Source organism: Nocardia sp. NPDC059154 (genome assembly GCF_042755705.1).
Classification (GTDB): domain Bacteria; phylum Actinomycetota; class Actinomycetes; order Mycobacteriales; family Mycobacteriaceae; genus Nocardia.
Window position 1 is genome coordinate 22,741 of record NZ_JBHZCS010000090.1, and the last position, 16,441, is coordinate 39,181.

General features: G+C 67.8%; 15 protein-coding genes and 1 pseudogene. 14 read left to right on the forward strand and 2 right to left on the reverse strand.

All coding sequences use genetic code 11. The features are described from left to right. Positions 1-39 precede the first annotated feature (39 nt). Entirely contained in the window at positions 40-1,719 is a 1,680-nt protein-coding gene (locus ACFXN1_RS45235; protein ID WP_379444698.1) for an enoyl-CoA hydratase-related protein, read from the reverse strand. Positions 1,720-2,342: 623 nt separating this feature from the next. Here ACFXN1_RS45235 and ACFXN1_RS45240 point away from each other — a divergent pair. Next, a complete protein-coding gene (locus ACFXN1_RS45240; RefSeq protein WP_379444700.1) occupies positions 2,343-3,209 on the forward strand; it encodes a helix-turn-helix domain-containing protein in 867 nt (288 codons plus the stop codon). Between the two features lie 90 nt (positions 3,210-3,299). Here the strand turns inward: ACFXN1_RS45240 and ACFXN1_RS45245 are convergent, their stop codons facing one another. Beyond that, positions 3,300-4,166 carry an MBL fold metallo-hydrolase gene (locus tag ACFXN1_RS45245; RefSeq protein WP_379442317.1) on the reverse strand — a complete coding sequence of 289 codons (867 nt, stop codon included), beginning with the start codon at positions 4,164-4,166 and terminating at the stop codon, positions 3,300-3,302. A gap of 1,072 nt (positions 4,167-5,238) precedes the next feature. Here ACFXN1_RS45245 and ACFXN1_RS45250 point away from each other — a divergent pair. From ACFXN1_RS45250 to ACFXN1_RS45310, 13 genes and pseudogenes are all read left to right on the forward strand, one after another. Then, the gene (locus ACFXN1_RS45250) at positions 5,239-6,396 is read left to right on the forward strand and encodes a lipase family protein (RefSeq protein ID WP_379442372.1); all 1,158 of its coding nucleotides are present in this window, start codon (positions 5,239-5,241) and stop codon (positions 6,394-6,396) included. Between the two features lie 9 nt (positions 6,397-6,405). Beyond that, positions 6,406-6,636 (forward strand): hypothetical protein, encoded by a 231-nt coding sequence (locus ACFXN1_RS45255; protein ID WP_379442319.1) that lies wholly within the window; start codon positions 6,406-6,408, stop codon positions 6,634-6,636. Further along, positions 6,633-8,060 (forward strand): MFS transporter, encoded by a 1,428-nt coding sequence (locus ACFXN1_RS45260; protein ID WP_379442321.1) that lies wholly within the window; start codon positions 6,633-6,635, stop codon positions 8,058-8,060. The genes ACFXN1_RS45255 and ACFXN1_RS45260 overlap by 4 nt, the downstream gene beginning before the upstream one ends. A 5-nt stretch (positions 8,061-8,065) precedes the next feature. Further along, positions 8,066-8,197: a hypothetical protein gene (locus ACFXN1_RS45265; protein WP_379442322.1), complete on the forward strand. Its 132-nt coding sequence runs from the start codon at positions 8,066-8,068 to the stop codon at positions 8,195-8,197. Continuing rightward, positions 8,194-9,549 (forward strand): cytochrome P450, encoded by a 1,356-nt coding sequence (locus ACFXN1_RS45270; RefSeq protein WP_379442323.1) that lies wholly within the window; start codon positions 8,194-8,196, stop codon positions 9,547-9,549. Before ACFXN1_RS45265 ends, ACFXN1_RS45270 begins: the two co-directional genes overlap by 4 nt. Further along, positions 9,546-10,472, forward strand: a complete 927-nt coding sequence (locus ACFXN1_RS45275) for an alpha/beta fold hydrolase (protein ID WP_379442325.1) — start codon at positions 9,546-9,548, stop codon at positions 10,470-10,472. The genes ACFXN1_RS45270 and ACFXN1_RS45275 overlap by 4 nt, the downstream gene beginning before the upstream one ends. Further along, a complete protein-coding gene (locus tag ACFXN1_RS45280; RefSeq protein WP_379442326.1) occupies positions 10,466-11,050 on the forward strand; it encodes a hypothetical protein in 585 nt (194 codons plus the stop codon). The genes ACFXN1_RS45275 and ACFXN1_RS45280 overlap by 7 nt, the downstream gene beginning before the upstream one ends. A 223-nt stretch (positions 11,051-11,273) precedes the next feature. Further along, positions 11,274-12,344, forward strand: a complete 1,071-nt coding sequence (locus ACFXN1_RS45285; protein WP_379442327.1) for an MFS transporter — start codon at positions 11,274-11,276, stop codon at positions 12,342-12,344. Then, the gene (locus tag ACFXN1_RS45290; protein ID WP_379442329.1) at positions 12,341-12,817 is read left to right on the forward strand and encodes a hypothetical protein; all 477 of its coding nucleotides are present in this window, start codon (positions 12,341-12,343) and stop codon (positions 12,815-12,817) included. Before ACFXN1_RS45285 ends, ACFXN1_RS45290 begins: the two co-directional genes overlap by 4 nt. Further along, a complete protein-coding gene (locus tag ACFXN1_RS45295) occupies positions 12,817-12,978 on the forward strand; it encodes a hypothetical protein (protein WP_379442330.1) in 162 nt (53 codons plus the stop codon). Before ACFXN1_RS45290 ends, ACFXN1_RS45295 begins: the two co-directional genes overlap by 1 nt. After that, positions 12,978-14,033: a GAF domain-containing protein gene (locus ACFXN1_RS45300; RefSeq protein ID WP_379442331.1), complete on the forward strand. Its 1,056-nt coding sequence runs from the start codon at positions 12,978-12,980 to the stop codon at positions 14,031-14,033. Before ACFXN1_RS45295 ends, ACFXN1_RS45300 begins: the two co-directional genes overlap by 1 nt. A 203-nt stretch (positions 14,034-14,236) precedes the next feature. Further along, entirely contained in the window at positions 14,237-15,283 is a 1,047-nt protein-coding gene (locus ACFXN1_RS45305) for a GAF domain-containing protein (protein WP_379442333.1), read from the forward strand. A gap of 374 nt (positions 15,284-15,657) precedes the next feature. Then, a pseudogene (locus ACFXN1_RS45310) lies at positions 15,658-16,441 on the forward strand (hypothetical protein); the annotation flags it as partial.

The window sequence follows — 16,441 nt, forward strand, 5'->3', positions numbered from 1 at the left end:
GCCGTGTGATTCCGGTTGTGGCGGGGTAAGGCATAGTGGTCAGCCCGCCAGTGGCATGTGGTTTGCCGAGACCTGCGCAGGGGTGAGCGCTTTCCTGATGAATGCCTGCCGTTTCTCACGGTGTCCGAGGGCATCCTGGAAGAAGCAGTTGTGCATGCGGCTGGTCTCTTCAGCGAGGATGACCTCAACTGGTTTCTTCGTGGTGCGGCGGCGTTCTTCCTTGTTGTAGAGGGCTGCTCGGTAGAGTTGGTCCCCGGTGTATAGCCGGGCGAAGCGGTGAACCGACTGCGGGAAGCTGCGGTTGGGGCGGATTTCGTCGATGAGGCCGATCTCGAGTGCGCCGTAGGTGTCGATCGGTTCTGCGGTGGCGAGGAGTTCTTCGGCTTTGGCCCGGCCGACGCGTCGGGGCAGGTTGGCGGTGTGGAGCTCGGAGCCGGTCAGGCCCATAAGCTTGTAATGCGGGTTGAGAACGCATCTTTCGGCGGCGACGACGAAGTCCGCAGTGAGGGCGAGCATGACGCCTCCGGCGCCGGCGCTGCCCTGGACGGCTGCGATGGTGACCTGTTCACATTCCGCGATTTCGGCGCACACGCGATTGATGGCGTTGATGGATGCCCAGCCCTCGGCGTCCGGGTTCTGGGCTAGCTCGATCGATCCCAGGTGCAGCCCGTTGGAAAAGTACGGTCCGGTTCCGCGGATGACGAGGACGCGGGTGGGTTGGGCCGCGGCGTGCCGGATCGCTGCAGCGAGGCGAAGGGAGAAGTCGACGCTGAACGCCCCGTTGTAGGCAAAGAATTCGACGGTGCCCACCGCGTCACCGTCGCGGTGGTATCGGATGTCGGTCCAACCGGGATCGACGTCGACAGCCGGGATGTCCGACACTCCGAGACGTTTGAGTACGTCGACAGCGGGGGCCTTGACCGGCGGCACGGTTTCGTCGCGGGCTCGGAGGTGCCCGATCAGCAGACTGCCACTGCCGCAGGCGATCTGGAGATAGTGGTGGGTGGATCCGATGATCGTTCCGGGTAGCGCCCCGGGCGCGGTGACGGCGCTGAGGTGCGCGTCGTAGATGTGCACGCTGTGGCCGGCGAGGGTGGTGAGGGCGCCGGGTGATCCGTCGGCGGCATGGATTCCGGGCAGGATGTCCTTGGCAGCCTTTGTCCAGTCGATCGCTCGCTGGTTCTGTCGTATGGCTGGCCGAGTGCGGGCGTGAGCGAGGATGCGGGGGTGCTCGTCTTGCGGGACGGGCGTGAAGTTGCGGTCTTGCAGGCGGTCGGCTGTTTGGAGGATGCAAGCGATTGCGGCGTCGGCGCCGACGGTGTTGTAGATAGCGCTCTTGGTATCTTCGGGCATCGCGTAGGTGTTGGTGGCGACGACGGGACCGGCGTCCATTTCCTCTACGGCCATCATCGCGGTTGTGCCCCAGAGCTTTTCGCGTTCTGTTCGAGCGTAGTCCAGCGAGCTGGGCCCGCGGTCTCCTACGACGCCGGGGTGGATGATGACCGTCGGCCAGCGGTGGGTGATGCGCGCGGGGATCTTGCTGACGAGATACGGGCAGATGATGGCGTCGAAATCATGGCGTGCGACGGCCGCGTCCATGTCGTCGGCGTTGCTGACGACTTCGACTGCGACTTCTCGGCCCGCGCGGCGCAGCGCCAGTGCGGCTCGTTGTGTCACGCCGTTCGCGGCGCTGGACATCAGGAGAATGCGGTATGCCATGCCGGGCTCTTTCTGGGCGCGCCGGACCGATCCGCATCGGATGTCACGATCGCCATGCCGACACGTTTTGATTGGTCCGGATGTCATCAGGGTGGCGTACTCCGCGCGTTGCGTTCGCGGAATACGGTGCCGATTCGGAGTCCGTCGTCGGCTTGTGCGTTTGAGAATTCCAATTTGATCAAAGAAACGCAAGCGATCTATATACCCATTTCGTACAAGCCCATTTCGTACAACTTCGAATTGCCCTCCGATTGCCTGACAGGGCTACCCTGCCCGCGATTAGTGTGATCACGGTTTGCCGGATAGAGAGGTGCTGCCGTAGCCCGCCGGTGCCGGTTGTTCCAGTGTCCATCGTGGACACGTCGGTTGCGTCATGCAATTGCATCCGCAATTGCATGACGCGCCGGTCGCTGAGCACCTCGGCGGCCTGGTTCGCGCAGTTAAGCAGCAGCAAAGTGTGATGCACGACACGTTACGTAGCCTCAGATTCATTCCGTTTGACGCGAGTCGTGCACCGGGTGTATTTCACATTGCGAAGAAGGTAGCCGGCATGCAACGTCGGGATGCACGAGTCCGCCATGGGTTATTCGAATGTGGCATGACTCTTGCATTGCCGATCGTCGGTGGAAGGCTACCTCGGGGGCGAATGGGGAATGAGGAGGGACATGGCCAGAAAGGCCGGCCGGTCGGGTGGATCACGAAGAAATCGGCAGTATCCGCCGATGGACCGAATTGAGGATCCGGGGGGCCTCAAGCAGCATCTGATGGACGCGTTGGATGCCACCGCGCGGCATGGAGGAGTCACGCGCGCGGACTTCGCCCAAGCGCTGGGTCAGACAGAAGCCAGCGTCACGAAGTATTTCCGAATGGAACGGCAGCCGACCCCGGATGCTCTCGACACCATGTGCGACGTATTGGGGATGCCCAAGATGTTCGCGCTCAATATCGGCCACGCTCTGATGCCGAGATTGTTCGCTGCACAGACGGGGGCTTTTCCTCCGATCTGGGCCGCCGGCGATCTGGAACACCTGGAAGCGATCAGCCATCCTGCCGCGTACCTGCAGGGACCGCAGCTGAATCCGATGGCGACCAATGCCGCGTGGAAGCAACACTTCTCGTGGATGCGCGAGCCGACCGACGAGGTCCGGCCGAACCTGATCGTGGAGATCCTGACGAATGAGGGTGCGGCACACACCTTCGGCGATTCGTGGCCGAAGGTCTGCGCGTGGGCGGTCCAGTACCTGATCCTTTTCGGGGCCCATGTGGTCCCGCAGGAGGAGGTCGGGCAGATCTTCAAGCTCTGTCAGGAGAATCCCGATTTCGGGACCTATGTGACGACGATCCCCGATGCGCAGGCCATCACCGAACCAACGGTGGTGACGATTCTGGGCCCTGACAACCTACGCCGCCGCCATGTCATCAAGGTCCTCGGCCAGAAGTGGCAGCACCCCGACGCGTGGGATCTGATCTTGTTCACCCCCATCGAGTAGCGGTGCCAGAGCGCGCGTGCCCGTTGCGGGCACGCGCGTTCTGGCGCAGGGAAATGCGGAAATATCCAACGCAGGCCCGGCGATGAGTGCTCAGCGCGGGCCCGGTTGGGCAGCCGGGCCCGGGCCGTTCTGGAGTCGGCGGAGCTCGGCGGCGCAGTGCGAGGAGATCACGGTGACCTCGTTGCCGTGGTCGCGCACGAGGTTGCGCAGTCGAGTCTGCTGCTCGGGGTAAGCCGATGCCAGCGTCTTGGTCGCGAACCCGAAGGCCCGCACCGCGATTGGCGGTCGCGGCCGCCGCGGATCGATTTCGGAGGCATGAAAATAGGCGTCGGCTGCGTGCAGTAGCCAGTGCCCGCCGATGTCGACCGCGACGCCGAGCATCCCCCTCAAATGCCCGGCAAGTTCCACCAGCAGTACCACCGCGGGCAACCCTCGCGCGGGGTGGGCCCGGAACCCGAACCAATCCACGACGTCAGCGCTGTCGTGCCCGTACACGCACCAGAGCGGGTCGTGCGTGAAAAGGCTTGGCCGATAGCGGTTCCGCTCTCCGATGGTCGATGGATGCGCGATTGCAGTGAGCTCGTCCCGATGAACGTGGATTATCGCGTGGGGGAAGTCATGAAGCCCACCGGCGTGGTCTGGATCGCCGTGGGTCAGCAGCACATCGGTGACGTCGGCAGGCTCGATGCCGCGCCGGCGCAGTTGCGCGACCAAGCTGTTGTCGGGCGTGAGGTCCGGGCGGAAGACCTTGGTCCACAGGCGGCCCATCGACTTCCCGCCATCATCGACCGCGGCTGAGCCCGGGCCGGTGTCGATCAACGCGATTCCGCGTTCGTGAATGATCGCCAGGCATGTGCAGACCATCTCGGCCGGGCCGAATATCGGGGAGACACCGTCCCATAGGTGCCCGCCACGAGGGTGGACTGTCGCGGCGTCGAGGGGAATCACCTTCAGCACAGAACGCTCCTGTGTTCCGCACGGCCGAGCGACACCATTTCATCGCCCAGTAAACGGCGCGCGAATGTGTTGCGGCGGGGCCGGGGAGGACGAGACGGATTCGAATGGGTCGCAGGGGGGGTGGGGCGGCCCGGATGTGTCGATATGTGTGGGACTCCGGGCCGCCGCGGTCGGTGGATGCAAGGGGGAAGATATCCACCGACGCAGCCGACCATATCGAAAACGACCAGCGCCGGGAAGAACAACAAGTTCCCCAATATGGGCATATTCGATGCGAGGACCTGTACATAGTGGGGAACAATGCGACGCGCGCTCGTCGGCACCTGGACAAATTGGGGAACTGCTGCGATACCGGGTGCGAGTTGGACAAATCGGGGAAGTTCGTGATCTTGCAAATCTATTGACGTGTTGCAATGCTCGTCACACCGATATCTCGCCTGGTGTCGAACCGAACCCAACCGCGGGAGTGGCGGCCGACGACGGCCTCGAAAATCGGTGACCGAATAGAAGGAGTGCGTCAAGGATCTCGGCGAACGATCATCAGGGACGACAGAGCGAGACCCGATCCCGGATATCCGAATCGGGTAACGCTTGTCCTGAAAGTTCGCCCGATCCCGGACTGCTCTGCTTTTCATGCAATTCTTTTGTGGGGATCTCTGCCGTGACGTTCGTGAACAGGCTTTCGCAATGCCAACAGCTCGTCAGCGATCGGCCTGTGCGCAATGACGCGCGCGGTGGCCGCTCGACGAGCTCGTCACGGCAGCAGCTGCGCGCTGGCGTGGTTACGGCCGGCTCCCCGCATGATGCCCAGGAAGGGGCCGATGATGGACTTGCTGTACCTGTTCGCCGGGTCGACGAACATCGCCGCCAATCTCTCTGCGCTGGCGGTCAACCTGTACAACCTCGCCATCTCCGTACTCCCGCACTGATCTCCACGCGGGTAATCAGCACGCTGCGGTCCTCTCTCGCGACCAACCCAGCGTGCCGAAGTGGGCCCGGCACCCTCCCCACCAACGCCGGGCCCACTTCATTCCTCTCCCACCGCCGCCACCTCGTCGGCGCAGTGGCGACGATGGCGTGCGCGCTGGCGATGTGGGCCACGGCCCCGCAGGCAGTCGCGGACACGCCGATGATGCCGACCCCGATCCCGGGCCCGTTGTATTCCGCGGCACCGGATCTCGCCGATCACGCGCTCGGTGACGTGCTCTATGAGCAGACGCGCGAGGCACCGTTCGGGGTAATTGCCGACGTCCGTCAGCTGCAGTTCCGCTCCTCGGACTCGCTGGGGGCCCCGATCGCCGGGGTCGTGACGGTGTTCAGCCCACCCGGGCAGCAGCCGGACCGGCCGGTGCTGGTCTACGAGGAGCCCTACAACGCGCTGGGTCTGGAATGTGCTCCGTCGAACGCGTTCTGGTCGCCGAAGCCCGATGTCGTGATGAGAGATGCCGCGGCCTTCGATGTGGCTCTGGCGGCCGGATGGTCTGTCGCCTTCCCCGACTATCTCGGCCCGCGCAGCGCCTACGGGGCCGCCCGGCTGGGCGGGCAGATCACTCTCGACGCGATCCGCGCGCTGCATCGCGCCCCGGATCTGCAGTTGGGCAACAGCCCCGCCGCGCTGGCCGGATACTCCGGTGGGGCCATGGCCGCCGGGTGGGCCGCCGCCCTGGCGCCCCGATATGCCCCCGAGCTGGATCTGGTCGGCGCCGCGATCGGAGGGGTGCCGGTCAATATTCTGCAGATGGCCGAAGAGCTCGGCCACAACCATCACCCCGCCTTCGGCCTCGCCGCCGCTGTCGCCTTCGGCCTCGAACGCGAATATGGTGCGGCGCTGCCGATTTCGGAGTATCTCAGCGACGGGGGCAGGCGCTACCGAGCCGAGATCAACGACGCGTGCACCAACCAGATCCTGGTCTCCGGTGCGGGGCGTTCGGTCGACGAGCTCGGCACGAGCTTCGGGCTCTTCTATCAAGGTCAGACACGAAATATATTGCGGGACAACAGCTTGGAGTATTCCGAGGGTCCCAAGATACCGATCTACCTGTGGCGCGGCGCCGGCGACCCCTTCATCGGCGAGCGCGAAACCGATGCCACGGTCGCGAACTGGCGGGCCCAGGGAACCCCGGTCACCTATGTGACTGTCCCGTCGATCGAGCACATGACCGGGGCCGCTGTCGGTCTGCCGGACGCCGTGCGCTTCCTTCTCACCCAGATGGCCCGAGCGGGCCGGTAAGGCACCCCCATGACCGCCCCCTTGACTCTGCGCGTCGACCTGGACAATCCGACTCCCCAGCAGCAGTACTACCGCGATCTGAGCTTCGCGGAGGCCTTCGGCGACGAAGATGCCCTGGAACAGCTTCTCGCCCAGGGCATTCCGCCCGCCCAGAAGCGCGATGGCTACACCGGGGTGTTGGCAGCCGAGGGCCGCGGCTTCCCGGGTGAACCGGTGGGCGGGCACGGAGACCGGGCATGACAGGGTCGGCCAGAACCAGCGATCCCGCTGCCGCGAACCTGACCCCGATTCTGCTGATAGCGTGCGCGGCAACCTTTTTGGTCTACCTCGATGCCGCGATCGTCAATCTCGCCTTCGGTGCGATCGCCGCAGCTTTCCCCGACACCAGCCAGCACACGATGACCTGGATCGCCACCGGGTTCGCGGTGGCCTTCGCCGCCGGGCTGGCGGTGGGCGGGCATCTCGCCGACACCCTCGGGCATCGGCGACTGTTGCTGGTCGGGGCGCTCGGTTTCGGGCTGGCGTCGGCCGCGTGTGCGGCGGCCCCGACCGCGGGCATGCTGATCGCGGCCCGTGTCGCGCAGGGCGGCACCGGCGCGCTGCTGCTGCCGGCCGCGCTGGGTGGGCTGCTGGCCGCCGCTCCCGCTTCCCGGGCGGCCGCGGTGATCGGCGCGTGGGGGGCGTCGGGTTCATTCGCGGCGGTCCTGGGCCCCGGCGTCGGTGCCGAACTGGTCGATCTCGCGGGGTGGCGCTGGCTGTTTCTGATCAACGTGCCCGCCAGCCTGCTGCTGGTCGCGGCCTGCGCGCGATTGCCGCAGCCCGGCCAGCTGCGACGCGAGATGCCAGACCTGCCCGGCGCGCTGCTGTTGTCGGGCGGGCTCGCTGCGGTCGTTGTTGCGATCAGCCAGTCGTCGCGATGGGGCTACCACGCACCTCTCACGCTGAGTCTGGGCGCTCTCGGGCTGCTGGCCGGGGCGGCGACGTTGTGGCGCAGCCGATCTCAGCAGGTGCCGGTGATCCCGATCCCGCTGCTCACCGACCGGGTCTTCGCCGGCGCGAGCCTGGTCAACGCGGCGCTCGGTGCTGCGCTGTTCACGAACATGTTGGCGGTCCCACTGTTTTTGACCACGGTCTGGCACCTGTCGCTGGTGCAGGCCGGAGGGGCTATCGGGCTCGTCGGGGTCGCGGCCATGGCGGGCGCGGTGGCGACCGGACGCTACGCCGGACCCAACTCGGCGCGATGGTTCGCCGCCGCCGGTATGGCGCTGATGTCGGTGGAGACCGCCGTTCTGGCTTCGCACTGGTTCGGCTCGCACCGATCGTGGCCGCTGTGGACGGTATTAGCGGTGGTGGCCGGTATCGGTGTGGGAGTCGCGGTCTCGGCGTTATCGATCTGCGCGTCCACCGCTCTGGACACCGACGACATGGCCGTCGGTATGGGCGTGACCCTGACCGCGCGTCAGCTCGGCGGCACGGTAGGCCTGGCCGTTCTCGCCGCGGTCCTGACGTCCACAACCTCACCGGGTTTCGTGGATTCCTTCCACCGGCTCTTCTGTGGACTCGCCGTTTGCACGCTGGCCATCGCTATCGCGACGGTGCCGCTGTTGCGCATCCGCGCGGCCGCGCCCGCCCAGCAGGTCGCCGCGCCGCTCGTCCGCGACTGAACTCTGTGGCGGGAGCCGGTCATTCGCTGCCCGCCACTCATCCGGGTGAGGCCGCCGACTGCCTCGTCGAGGTCATCGACGCCCTCACCGACATCGCCGCAGACCCTGCGTCACCCGAAGGAGCGCCCACCTCGTGACCCCCACCTATCCCCCCGGTCCGGCGTCACCGGTGCTGTGGCAGACGTGGATGTATGCGCGCCACCGCGCGCAGTTCCTCAGCGAAGCCGCACGCCGGTACGGCGATGTGTTCACTGTGCGGGTCCCGCCCTATGCCCGCCGACTCGTGGTGTTCTCCCGCCCGGAACATCTGCGTGAGATCTTTGCGGCCGCCCCGGCCGATCTCCATACCGGCGAGGCGAACCATGTCGCGGCGGCGTGGATGGGATCGGGCAGCATGCTCGTCTCCGACGACGACGTCCACGCCCGGCTGCGCCGAGTTCTGCTGCCCGCGTTCAGCGTGACCGCGATCGAGCAGTACCGCCAGCTGGTCACCGACCTGGCCAGCCAGGAGACCCGAGGGTGGACCAGCGGTTCGGTCATCGCCACCGCCGAACGCATGCCAGGGCTCACCATGGACGTGATCCTGCAAGCCGTCTTCGGCCTGACCGACGCCGAGCAGCGCGCGCAGCTGGCACCCAAGCTCTACCAGTTCACCGCGATCGGCCCCCTGACACTGCTTGGATTGGGCACACCTGCCCTGCAGGGCATCGGGCCGTGGAAACAGTTCCAGCGCACCGAAGCCGCGCTCGACGCGTTGCTCTACGACGAGATCGGCCGCCGCCGACTCGACCCTGACCTGCATGCTCGCCGCGACGTGCTCTCGCGCATGGTGACCGCCGGAACCCACGGCGGCACCGGCGTCGATGCGCCGCTCTCGGACGCCGAGATCCGTGACCAGCTGGTCACGCTGTTGCTGGCCGGACACGAGACCACCGCGGTCGCGGTGGCGTGGGCGCTGTATGAGCTCGCCGCCAATCCCGAGGTTCAGGCCACCGCGCGCCGTGCCGCCATCGACGGTGACGACAAGTACCTCGAAGCGGTGATCAAGGAGAGCATCCGGCGGCGCACTGTCCTGGGCGCGATCTACCGGAAGCTGACGCGCGGTGTGGCGATCGGCGGCTGGGACCTTCCCGCCGGCACCGTCGTGACCGGCTCGGTCCTGCTCGCACATCAGCGCCCCGACAGCCACCCCGACCCGGACGTATTCCGCCCCGAACGCCACCTCGACGGCAGCGTGCCACCACACGCATGGGTGCCGTTCGGTGGCGGGGTTCGCCGCTGCCTCGGCGCAAACCTGGCGCTCATGCAGGGCACCGTGACGCTGCGCGAAGTTCTGCTGCGCCACCGGTTGGCGCTGCCCGGCGGTGCGAGACCCGACCACGCCAGGTTGCGCCAGATCACCTACGTCCCGGCCCGCGGCGCGCGGGTGGTGGTCACCGCGTTGACCGACGCGCCCTCATCCGTCCGATCCGAGGAGGCCCTCCGGTGACCACTCGCGCCGTTCGCGAGCACGAATTTCTAGTGTCCGGGACAAGCCGAATCCGGTTGGCGTGCACCGAAACCGGTACCGGCAGTGCGCCGGTGAAGGTGGTGTATCTGCACGGGCTGATCGCCAGTTCCACATTCTGGAAGCCGCTGGTCGACGTGGCCGTAGACCGCTTCGCCGATCGTGTCGACCACATCCGGATCGACGCGCGCGGGCACGGGCGCTCGGCGTGGCCGCATCCGCGCGCCACCAACGACATCGCCGCGCTCGCCGACGACCTGGCAGTGGTGTTCGACACCGTCGCCACCTCGCCCGTCGTGGCGGTCGCGCATTCGATCGGCGGCTATGTCCTGCTCGAATACGCCCGCCGCCACCGCGACCAGTTCCACCGCCATATCCGTGCGGTGCTGTTGTTCAACGCTGCCGGAGAACGTCCGTGGTGGCCGGGCCTGCGCCCGTTCCGTGTCGCGGCCGCGCCGATCCGCCCATTGCGCCGCACCCGTGGCGATGCGGTCAACGCGTGGGCCCACCGCGTGATGCAGCAACGCATGATCGCCATGTCCGGGCGTGCGAAACCCGGTCGATCCCAACTGGTTCCCGACCAACTACCCGTCGATCCGCGCGTCACCGCCGACATCTGCAGCGCCGCGGAGGTGTTCAGGATCGACCAGGCCGTCCTCGCTGCCTTGAGCAGGGTCCCAGTCCGCGTGGTCGGCGCGGAATTCGACGCCGTCGTGCCGCCCGAGCAGTCACGCCACCTCGCCCAACGCATCCCGGGAGCCCGCCTCGACATCGTTGCGCGGACAGGCCATTCGCTGCCGTACGCACACCCGCAGATCGCGGCCGGCTTTGTCGAAGAGGCCCTCGAAACGATCCCCAGCACCTTCAGCGCCCGCCCGAGCGACACTGCGGGAGCACCATGCTGACCGCCGACCCCGACATCAGCGCCCTCATCCATTACATCAGCGCCAGCGTGCCCTCGGGGACCGGTGAGTGCCTGATCACGCTGACCTGCCGCGACGGGCAACCCGAGCTTCCGCAGGCGTGGCCGCTGCACACCGACATCGCGCCGGTGTGCTTCGCCGATCCCGCCCCGAACGAGACGGTGTGCATCCTGCTGGTGTGCGCACCAGCCCGCGCCGCGAGCGCCCTGCGCGACACACAGCGACTACTGGACTACCTGGTCGATGTCGGAACCTGTGTGACAGAAGCGATCTGGGTTCCGCGCCTGGACGGATCCTTTCCCTGGACCGATCTGCTCTCAGCAAGCCTACGGGGTGGAATCGTCCACACCGGCACCGCCGCGATCGATCACCAGGAGGATCGCAGTGCGACTGCGCGTGCACCACAACGGATCCCGATGGATCATGACTGCCCCGGCACCGCCGACGACCTGGACTCGACGCTGGATGCTCCTCATCGTCGAACAGCTCCTCGCCGCACAGGCGTCCTCGTCCACACACATCGCGGTCCCCGCCACGCCGACCGCCACAGCAGCCGATGACATCGCTGGGCACCAGGATCGGTGAACGGCCGCAGCCACTGGAATCCAGCGACGCCACCGCGGTGTCATCCCGGCGCCATTGGCCGCTGTCACCCCTGACCGGCGGGCGGCGTTCAGCAACTTCACGACGGACTCCCTTGCCTCGTCACCGATTGCCGCACAGCAGGTTTCACCACCGATGCGGCCGTCACGGCGTCGGCCGACCTGCCGAAGAAGGAACCTCATGACCATTTCCATTGATCGCCCTGACCTCGTCGGGCATCGCACCCTCACCCGCCGTCGGCCCCGTGCGGTCGTGGCGGCCGCTGTCGCGGCGAGCGCCACCCTGGTGGCGTTCGTCGATGTCGTGCTGCCCGTGGGCGGATTCCCGGTCCCCGGTGTTCCTCCCAAACCGATGTCAAGCGACGCTGTCGCCGCCGCGCTGGGACTTCCCGCCGGCACACCGGTGCCGCCGGAGGTGATGGCCTCGATTCCGACAACGCTGACACCGGAAGTCGCGCGCCCGCTGCTGCAAGGCCCGCTGGAGGCCTACGCCGCTGGCTTCGCCGTCTTCCTGCTGGTGACGTCAATTCTGACCGGCAGAATGCGGGCGCGTCTGTTCCCGCTCGCGCTCACGGTGTTCGCACTCGCCTCCGCCGCCAGCGCGATGGCACACGACGCGCACCTGCTGTTCGGTTGCCTTGCGGTGCAAGGAGTTGCCGCCGGGCTCGTCATGGCCTCTGCGCTGGTCGCGCTGGCCCAACCGACGCCGAACGCGCCCGTCTCCACCGGGGCCTGGTGGGTGATCGCCGCTGCCGGAATCGGGATCGGACCAACCGCCGGGGCCTTCCTCGCGGGCAAGCTTGCCTGGACCCCGCAAACCGAATACGCGGTACAGGCGCTGGTACTGGCAGTGCTGACCGCCGCCGCGTGGTGGGCAGTGCCCGGCGATGATGCCCGCCGACGTGGGCGGTCCTTCGCACCGGCGCTGGTCTCGGCCGCTGTGCTCGCCGCAGTGGCCACCATCGCCACCATCGTTCACCCCCACCCATGTCGCCCCCGTGACCGCACTGGCCGCCTTGGTCCTCGCTGCGGCCGCACGCTGGATATGGGCGGCAGCCTCCACCGGCCAGGATCCTCGACCGGATTCCGGTACGACTGCGCAAAACCCCGAACCCGGTGCCGTGGCGGCGGCCCTGCAGGTCTGACCGACACCGCGCCCGACGCCCGGCGGCGCCACGCCGGGCTGCTGCAGCCACCGGCCCCACGACCACGCTCCGAGCCACGTCCCACCTGCTCCGAGGAGTCACCGTGACGTCTATCTCCGAAACCGACACTGTGGCAACAGCATTGCGCACTGCAGTGAACCTGGTGCCGGAAACCTTCCAAGGCCTGGTGATCGTCTACCAACGCGGCAGCGAGGTGCTGTGCGGAGTCTGCCAACCTCTGGGCCTCACCCACGCCGAGCTCGGACACATCCCGGTCGAGGCGGACGGCGCGGTCCTGATCGCCATCTGCGACCACGATCACGTCATCAGCCGCTCCATCTCCGAATTGGACACCCTCGCAAGCCAAGTCGAGCACGCACGGATGACGGTACGCGCGGAGGTACACGTGTCGTCACTGCGGGCCGGCGACCACTGGACCGACCTGATCGACCTCGACCATCCCGGCGGCACCGTCCCGGCCGCGACCAGCACGGCCGCACCGAGCACGCACCCCGGTCGATGGCTGCACCCGTTCATGCGCGGGCTCTCACACACGATCGCCCCCAGGAGGAACTGTTGATGCAACTGCTGTACCCCATCGGGATCGCCGTGGTGGCCATCCCGTTGAACATCGCCCTCGCCGCTGCCGCGCCACGGCCGCCGTTGCGGCCGCGGGCCATCGCCTCGGATCGGCCCACGATCGGCCGCCCCCTGCCGCCGACGAACAGCAGCGGGTGCTGATGGCTGCGGCGCTCACCACGGCAACAGCCGGACCTTCGCTGCGGCCTCCACGTGCCGGTGCGGGCAAGGCCCATGGCTGGGTTCTGCTCGAAACGCTGTCGGCCCCCCGCCGGTTCATCGTCGCCGAGGGCACGCGGCCGCGCCGCTTCACCGGGTGGGACAAGAGCTGGATCGGGCGCAGCGCGACGATGAACGCCGCCGCACCCGATCTCATCGCCGACACCGTCGCCACCGGGCTCACCCACATTCGCCACGTCAACTCCGCCGACGGACGCCCCATGCAGATCGTGGCCGTTCCGGTCACCGATCCCGGCAATCAGGTTCTCGGCGTTCATCTCTGGGCAGGTCGGCGCGGGCAATCCCCGCCACCGCGCCCGGCGATCGGAACGCTGACATGGGATCCGCACACGAGCCTGATCAGCACCAACGGCGATCTCGAGCAGCTGATCGACGCCGAGGGCCCTACGCCTCGCACACGCACGCTGCCCGAGTTTCTGCGCTGCTTCACCACTTTCGACAGGGTCGGGTTTCTGGCCCTACTCGACGCCCATCGCGCAGCGTCGACGTGGACGGACAAACCCGTCACCACGGGGGCCACCAGCGGCAAGCGTCGCATCCTGCACTTCGCCGCGCGCAGCGACGGGCCCGACCCGAGCCGCACCCTCTGCGCGCTCATCCACGACATCGGTGAGGTCGAACCCACCCCTGCCCCGGAAATGACGTCGTTGCTGGCGTACGCCGCGCCGATCGCGGCCGGGCACGCTGTCGGGGCTGTCGACCTGGCCACGGGGCTGGTCCACGAGTGGCTGGCCGGTGAACCCGATCCCCTGCAGCGCTGGATCCACGAAGTGCCACGAATACACCCCGACGACGCGCCGGCCTGCCGGGCGGTGCGGCTCGTGCTGCTCGGGGGCGCTCCCCAGTGGGAGAACGAATTCCGCGTCGGGTTCGCCGACGGCCGATGGCATCGGCTCCATGCTCGGTGGACGGTCCTGACCCGCCACACCGCGCCCCAAGCATTGCTGTCGGTGCGCTTGATGCCGCCCGGCCCATGACAGTCGATCACGCGCGAGGCGTTCGCGGCCGCACCGTTGCAGCCGGTGCACACGGCTACGCACATCGACCGCGAGAAGACGTCCACTGCAACAGAATTCGGACCGCTCGAATGCCTCGGCCGGTCCCCGGCGAGAGGTAGCCCACTCTTGGGTCAGACAATCAGATCGGCAGCGTCGCACCGCTGTGCGGGTAGGCGGTGCGGGTGAGCACGCCGGAGGAACCAGCGATCGAGGCCTCGGCACCGGCCTCGCAGCGAACCGAGCGGCGTGAGGTGCCCTGGGCGCTGGTGGAAACCCTGTTCTTCAAAGACCGCGGTTCGGTGGTCGCCGAAGGCGCGAGCCGTCGCTACTTCACGCGGCTGCTGCGCACCAGGCTCGCCCAGGAGACCATGCGCGGCCCGCATGTCGCCCGGTCGCTGCAGGCCATCGTCGATGATTGCGTCGCCGCCGCTCGCCCAGTGGTGCGGGCTGTCCACAGCCCCGTGTCGCCACCACTGCGGGTATTGGCTGTCCCAGTTCTCGACGGCACCGACGCGGTGATGGGCGTGCAACTGTGGGGCGGTCCCCGACGCGTTCAGCCACCGCCCCGGCCGCTGGTCGCAACGCTGACATGGGATTCCCGCACTCAGTTGTTGACCGGCTCGGCATCGCTGGAGCAGTTGCTCGGCACCGGTGAGGACCGCTCCCGAAGCCGCGCGCTGCCGGACTTTCTGCGCCATTTCGAACAGATCGACCGGACGGGACTACTACGGCTGTTCGACCCCCAACTCGAACCGGACACTTGGAGCAGCACCGCAGTCAGTGCCGGGCAGGGCGACGGCATCCGCCGCCATCTGCATTTCGCCGCCCGCAGCGACGGATTCGGTCAGGTCCGCGCACTGGTCCACGACATCGGCACCGCCTCGGAGACCCCGACCCCGCAGCTGCAGTCGCTGCTGCTGCGCGCGGTGCCGCTCTCACCCGATCATGCGGTCGGCGTCATGGACTTGCGGACCGGGCTGATCCACGAATGGCTCGCCCCCGCGAGCTCACCGCTGCACCGCGCCACCGTCGAGGTGCCCCGCATCCACCCGGACGATATCGGCGACTGCGTGCGGGTGCGCAAGGAGCTCCTGGCGGGAGCCACCCACCGGCACATCGATATTCGCGTCAGCTTCGACCAGCAGCAATGGCTTCACCTCAGCGTGCACTGGCACGTGCTCGCTCGCGGCACCGTGCCACAGGCCATGTGGTCGGTCCTGCTGCGCTAGCACTGGACCCCCTGCCCGCTCGGGCGCGGGCCGGGGTCGTCCAGCCAGGCTGCCGCGCACCGTATTTCGCAGCCCACCCCGGCCCTGAAAGATCATTGCCACACCCGCCTGCATCGACATACAGTACGAAGGCGCCCCGATATCGCTCGGGGTTTCCCGGGGTCCGGCCCACTGCCGACCCGGATGTAGCGCCGCACCACGGTGCGGATCAGCAGCCCATGCGCCGCGATCCGTCCCGAATTCGGCTGCGGCTCGGCATGAATCGATCAAGCCTCCCGTGCTCACGCACGCTGCCAGACGCGCTGATCGGTCCTCGTCGACATCCGTTTTCCCGTGATCTGCACCGCGCGATCACCAGGACTCAGGGGAGTGCGATGCATCAGAGGTTGCCCCAGCGACTACGCCGCGCCGTCATCGCCGGCGCGCTACCGGTCGCGATGGCCGTCACCGTGGCCGGAACGAGTTCGGCCGCACCCGGCCAGGCCGGAGTCACCGGCGATGGCGGGCAGGCGGGCGTGACCACCCCGCAGGCAGCGCCGCCCGCCCCGCCCAAACCCGAACCGGCAGCCTACATTCCGGCCGCACCGGCACCCATCGAACCCGACCGGCCCGTGCCGCGCCCGGATTGGGCCCGCCAACAGCAGATCGCGGCCCCGAAAACCGCACCGGCCCAGACGAGCACGCCCGAACAGGTCACCGATACCGACCAGCCCGCACCCGATCCCGCTGCCCCGGCCGCACCTGCGGCGGGGCCGCGTGTCCTGCAGGTCGGCGATATCCTGATCTCGGTGCCCGACTGGGTCGATCCCGCCGCGCAAACCTCGGTCCAGCAATGGCTCGACGTGGCCACCACCGATATCGCCATCGGGTTCGATCACCTCGGCGTACCGCGCGATCAGTCCGACCGCGCCGCGCTCGGCACGGTCAGCGGCGGCCTCATCGGCGCGGAGGTCCTGTCGGTACCGGCCGCGTTCATCGGCTGCGGCGTCGGTGGCGTCGCGGGCGCGGCGGTCGGTGCCGTCGCCGCAGGCGTCGCCTCGGCAGGGGTGATGGCACCTGTCGGTGCCGCTGTCGGGGGCGCTGTCGGCTGCCTGGGCGCCGTCGCGGTCGCCTCCATCCCGGCGATCGGGGTCGGTGCCGTCGCGGGCGGCGCGCTGG

Bases quoted from the DNA above. Each gene is read 5' to 3' on its own strand.
- ACFXN1_RS45255 (WP_379442319.1), top strand. From the start codon at position 6,406: ATGACCGCCCCCTTGACTCTGCGCGTCGACCTGGACAATCCGACTCCC.
- ACFXN1_RS45260 (WP_379442321.1), top strand. From the start codon at position 6,633: ATGACAGGGTCGGCCAGAACCAGCGATCCCGCTGCCGCGAACCTGACC.
- ACFXN1_RS45250 (WP_379442372.1), top strand. From the start codon at position 5,239: ATGGCGTGCGCGCTGGCGATGTGGGCCACGGCCCCGCAGGCAGTCGCG.
- ACFXN1_RS45295 (WP_379442330.1), top strand. From the start codon at position 12,817: ATGCAACTGCTGTACCCCATCGGGATCGCCGTGGTGGCCATCCCGTTG.
- ACFXN1_RS45300 (WP_379442331.1), top strand. From the start codon at position 12,978: ATGGCTGCGGCGCTCACCACGGCAACAGCCGGACCTTCGCTGCGGCCT.
- ACFXN1_RS45280 (WP_379442326.1), top strand. From the start codon at position 10,466: ATGCTGACCGCCGACCCCGACATCAGCGCCCTCATCCATTACATCAGC.
- ACFXN1_RS45285 (WP_379442327.1), top strand. From the start codon at position 11,274: ATGACCATTTCCATTGATCGCCCTGACCTCGTCGGGCATCGCACCCTC.
- ACFXN1_RS45235 (WP_379444698.1), bottom strand. From the start codon at position 1,719: ATGGCATACCGCATTCTCCTGATGTCCAGCGCCGCGAACGGCGTGACA.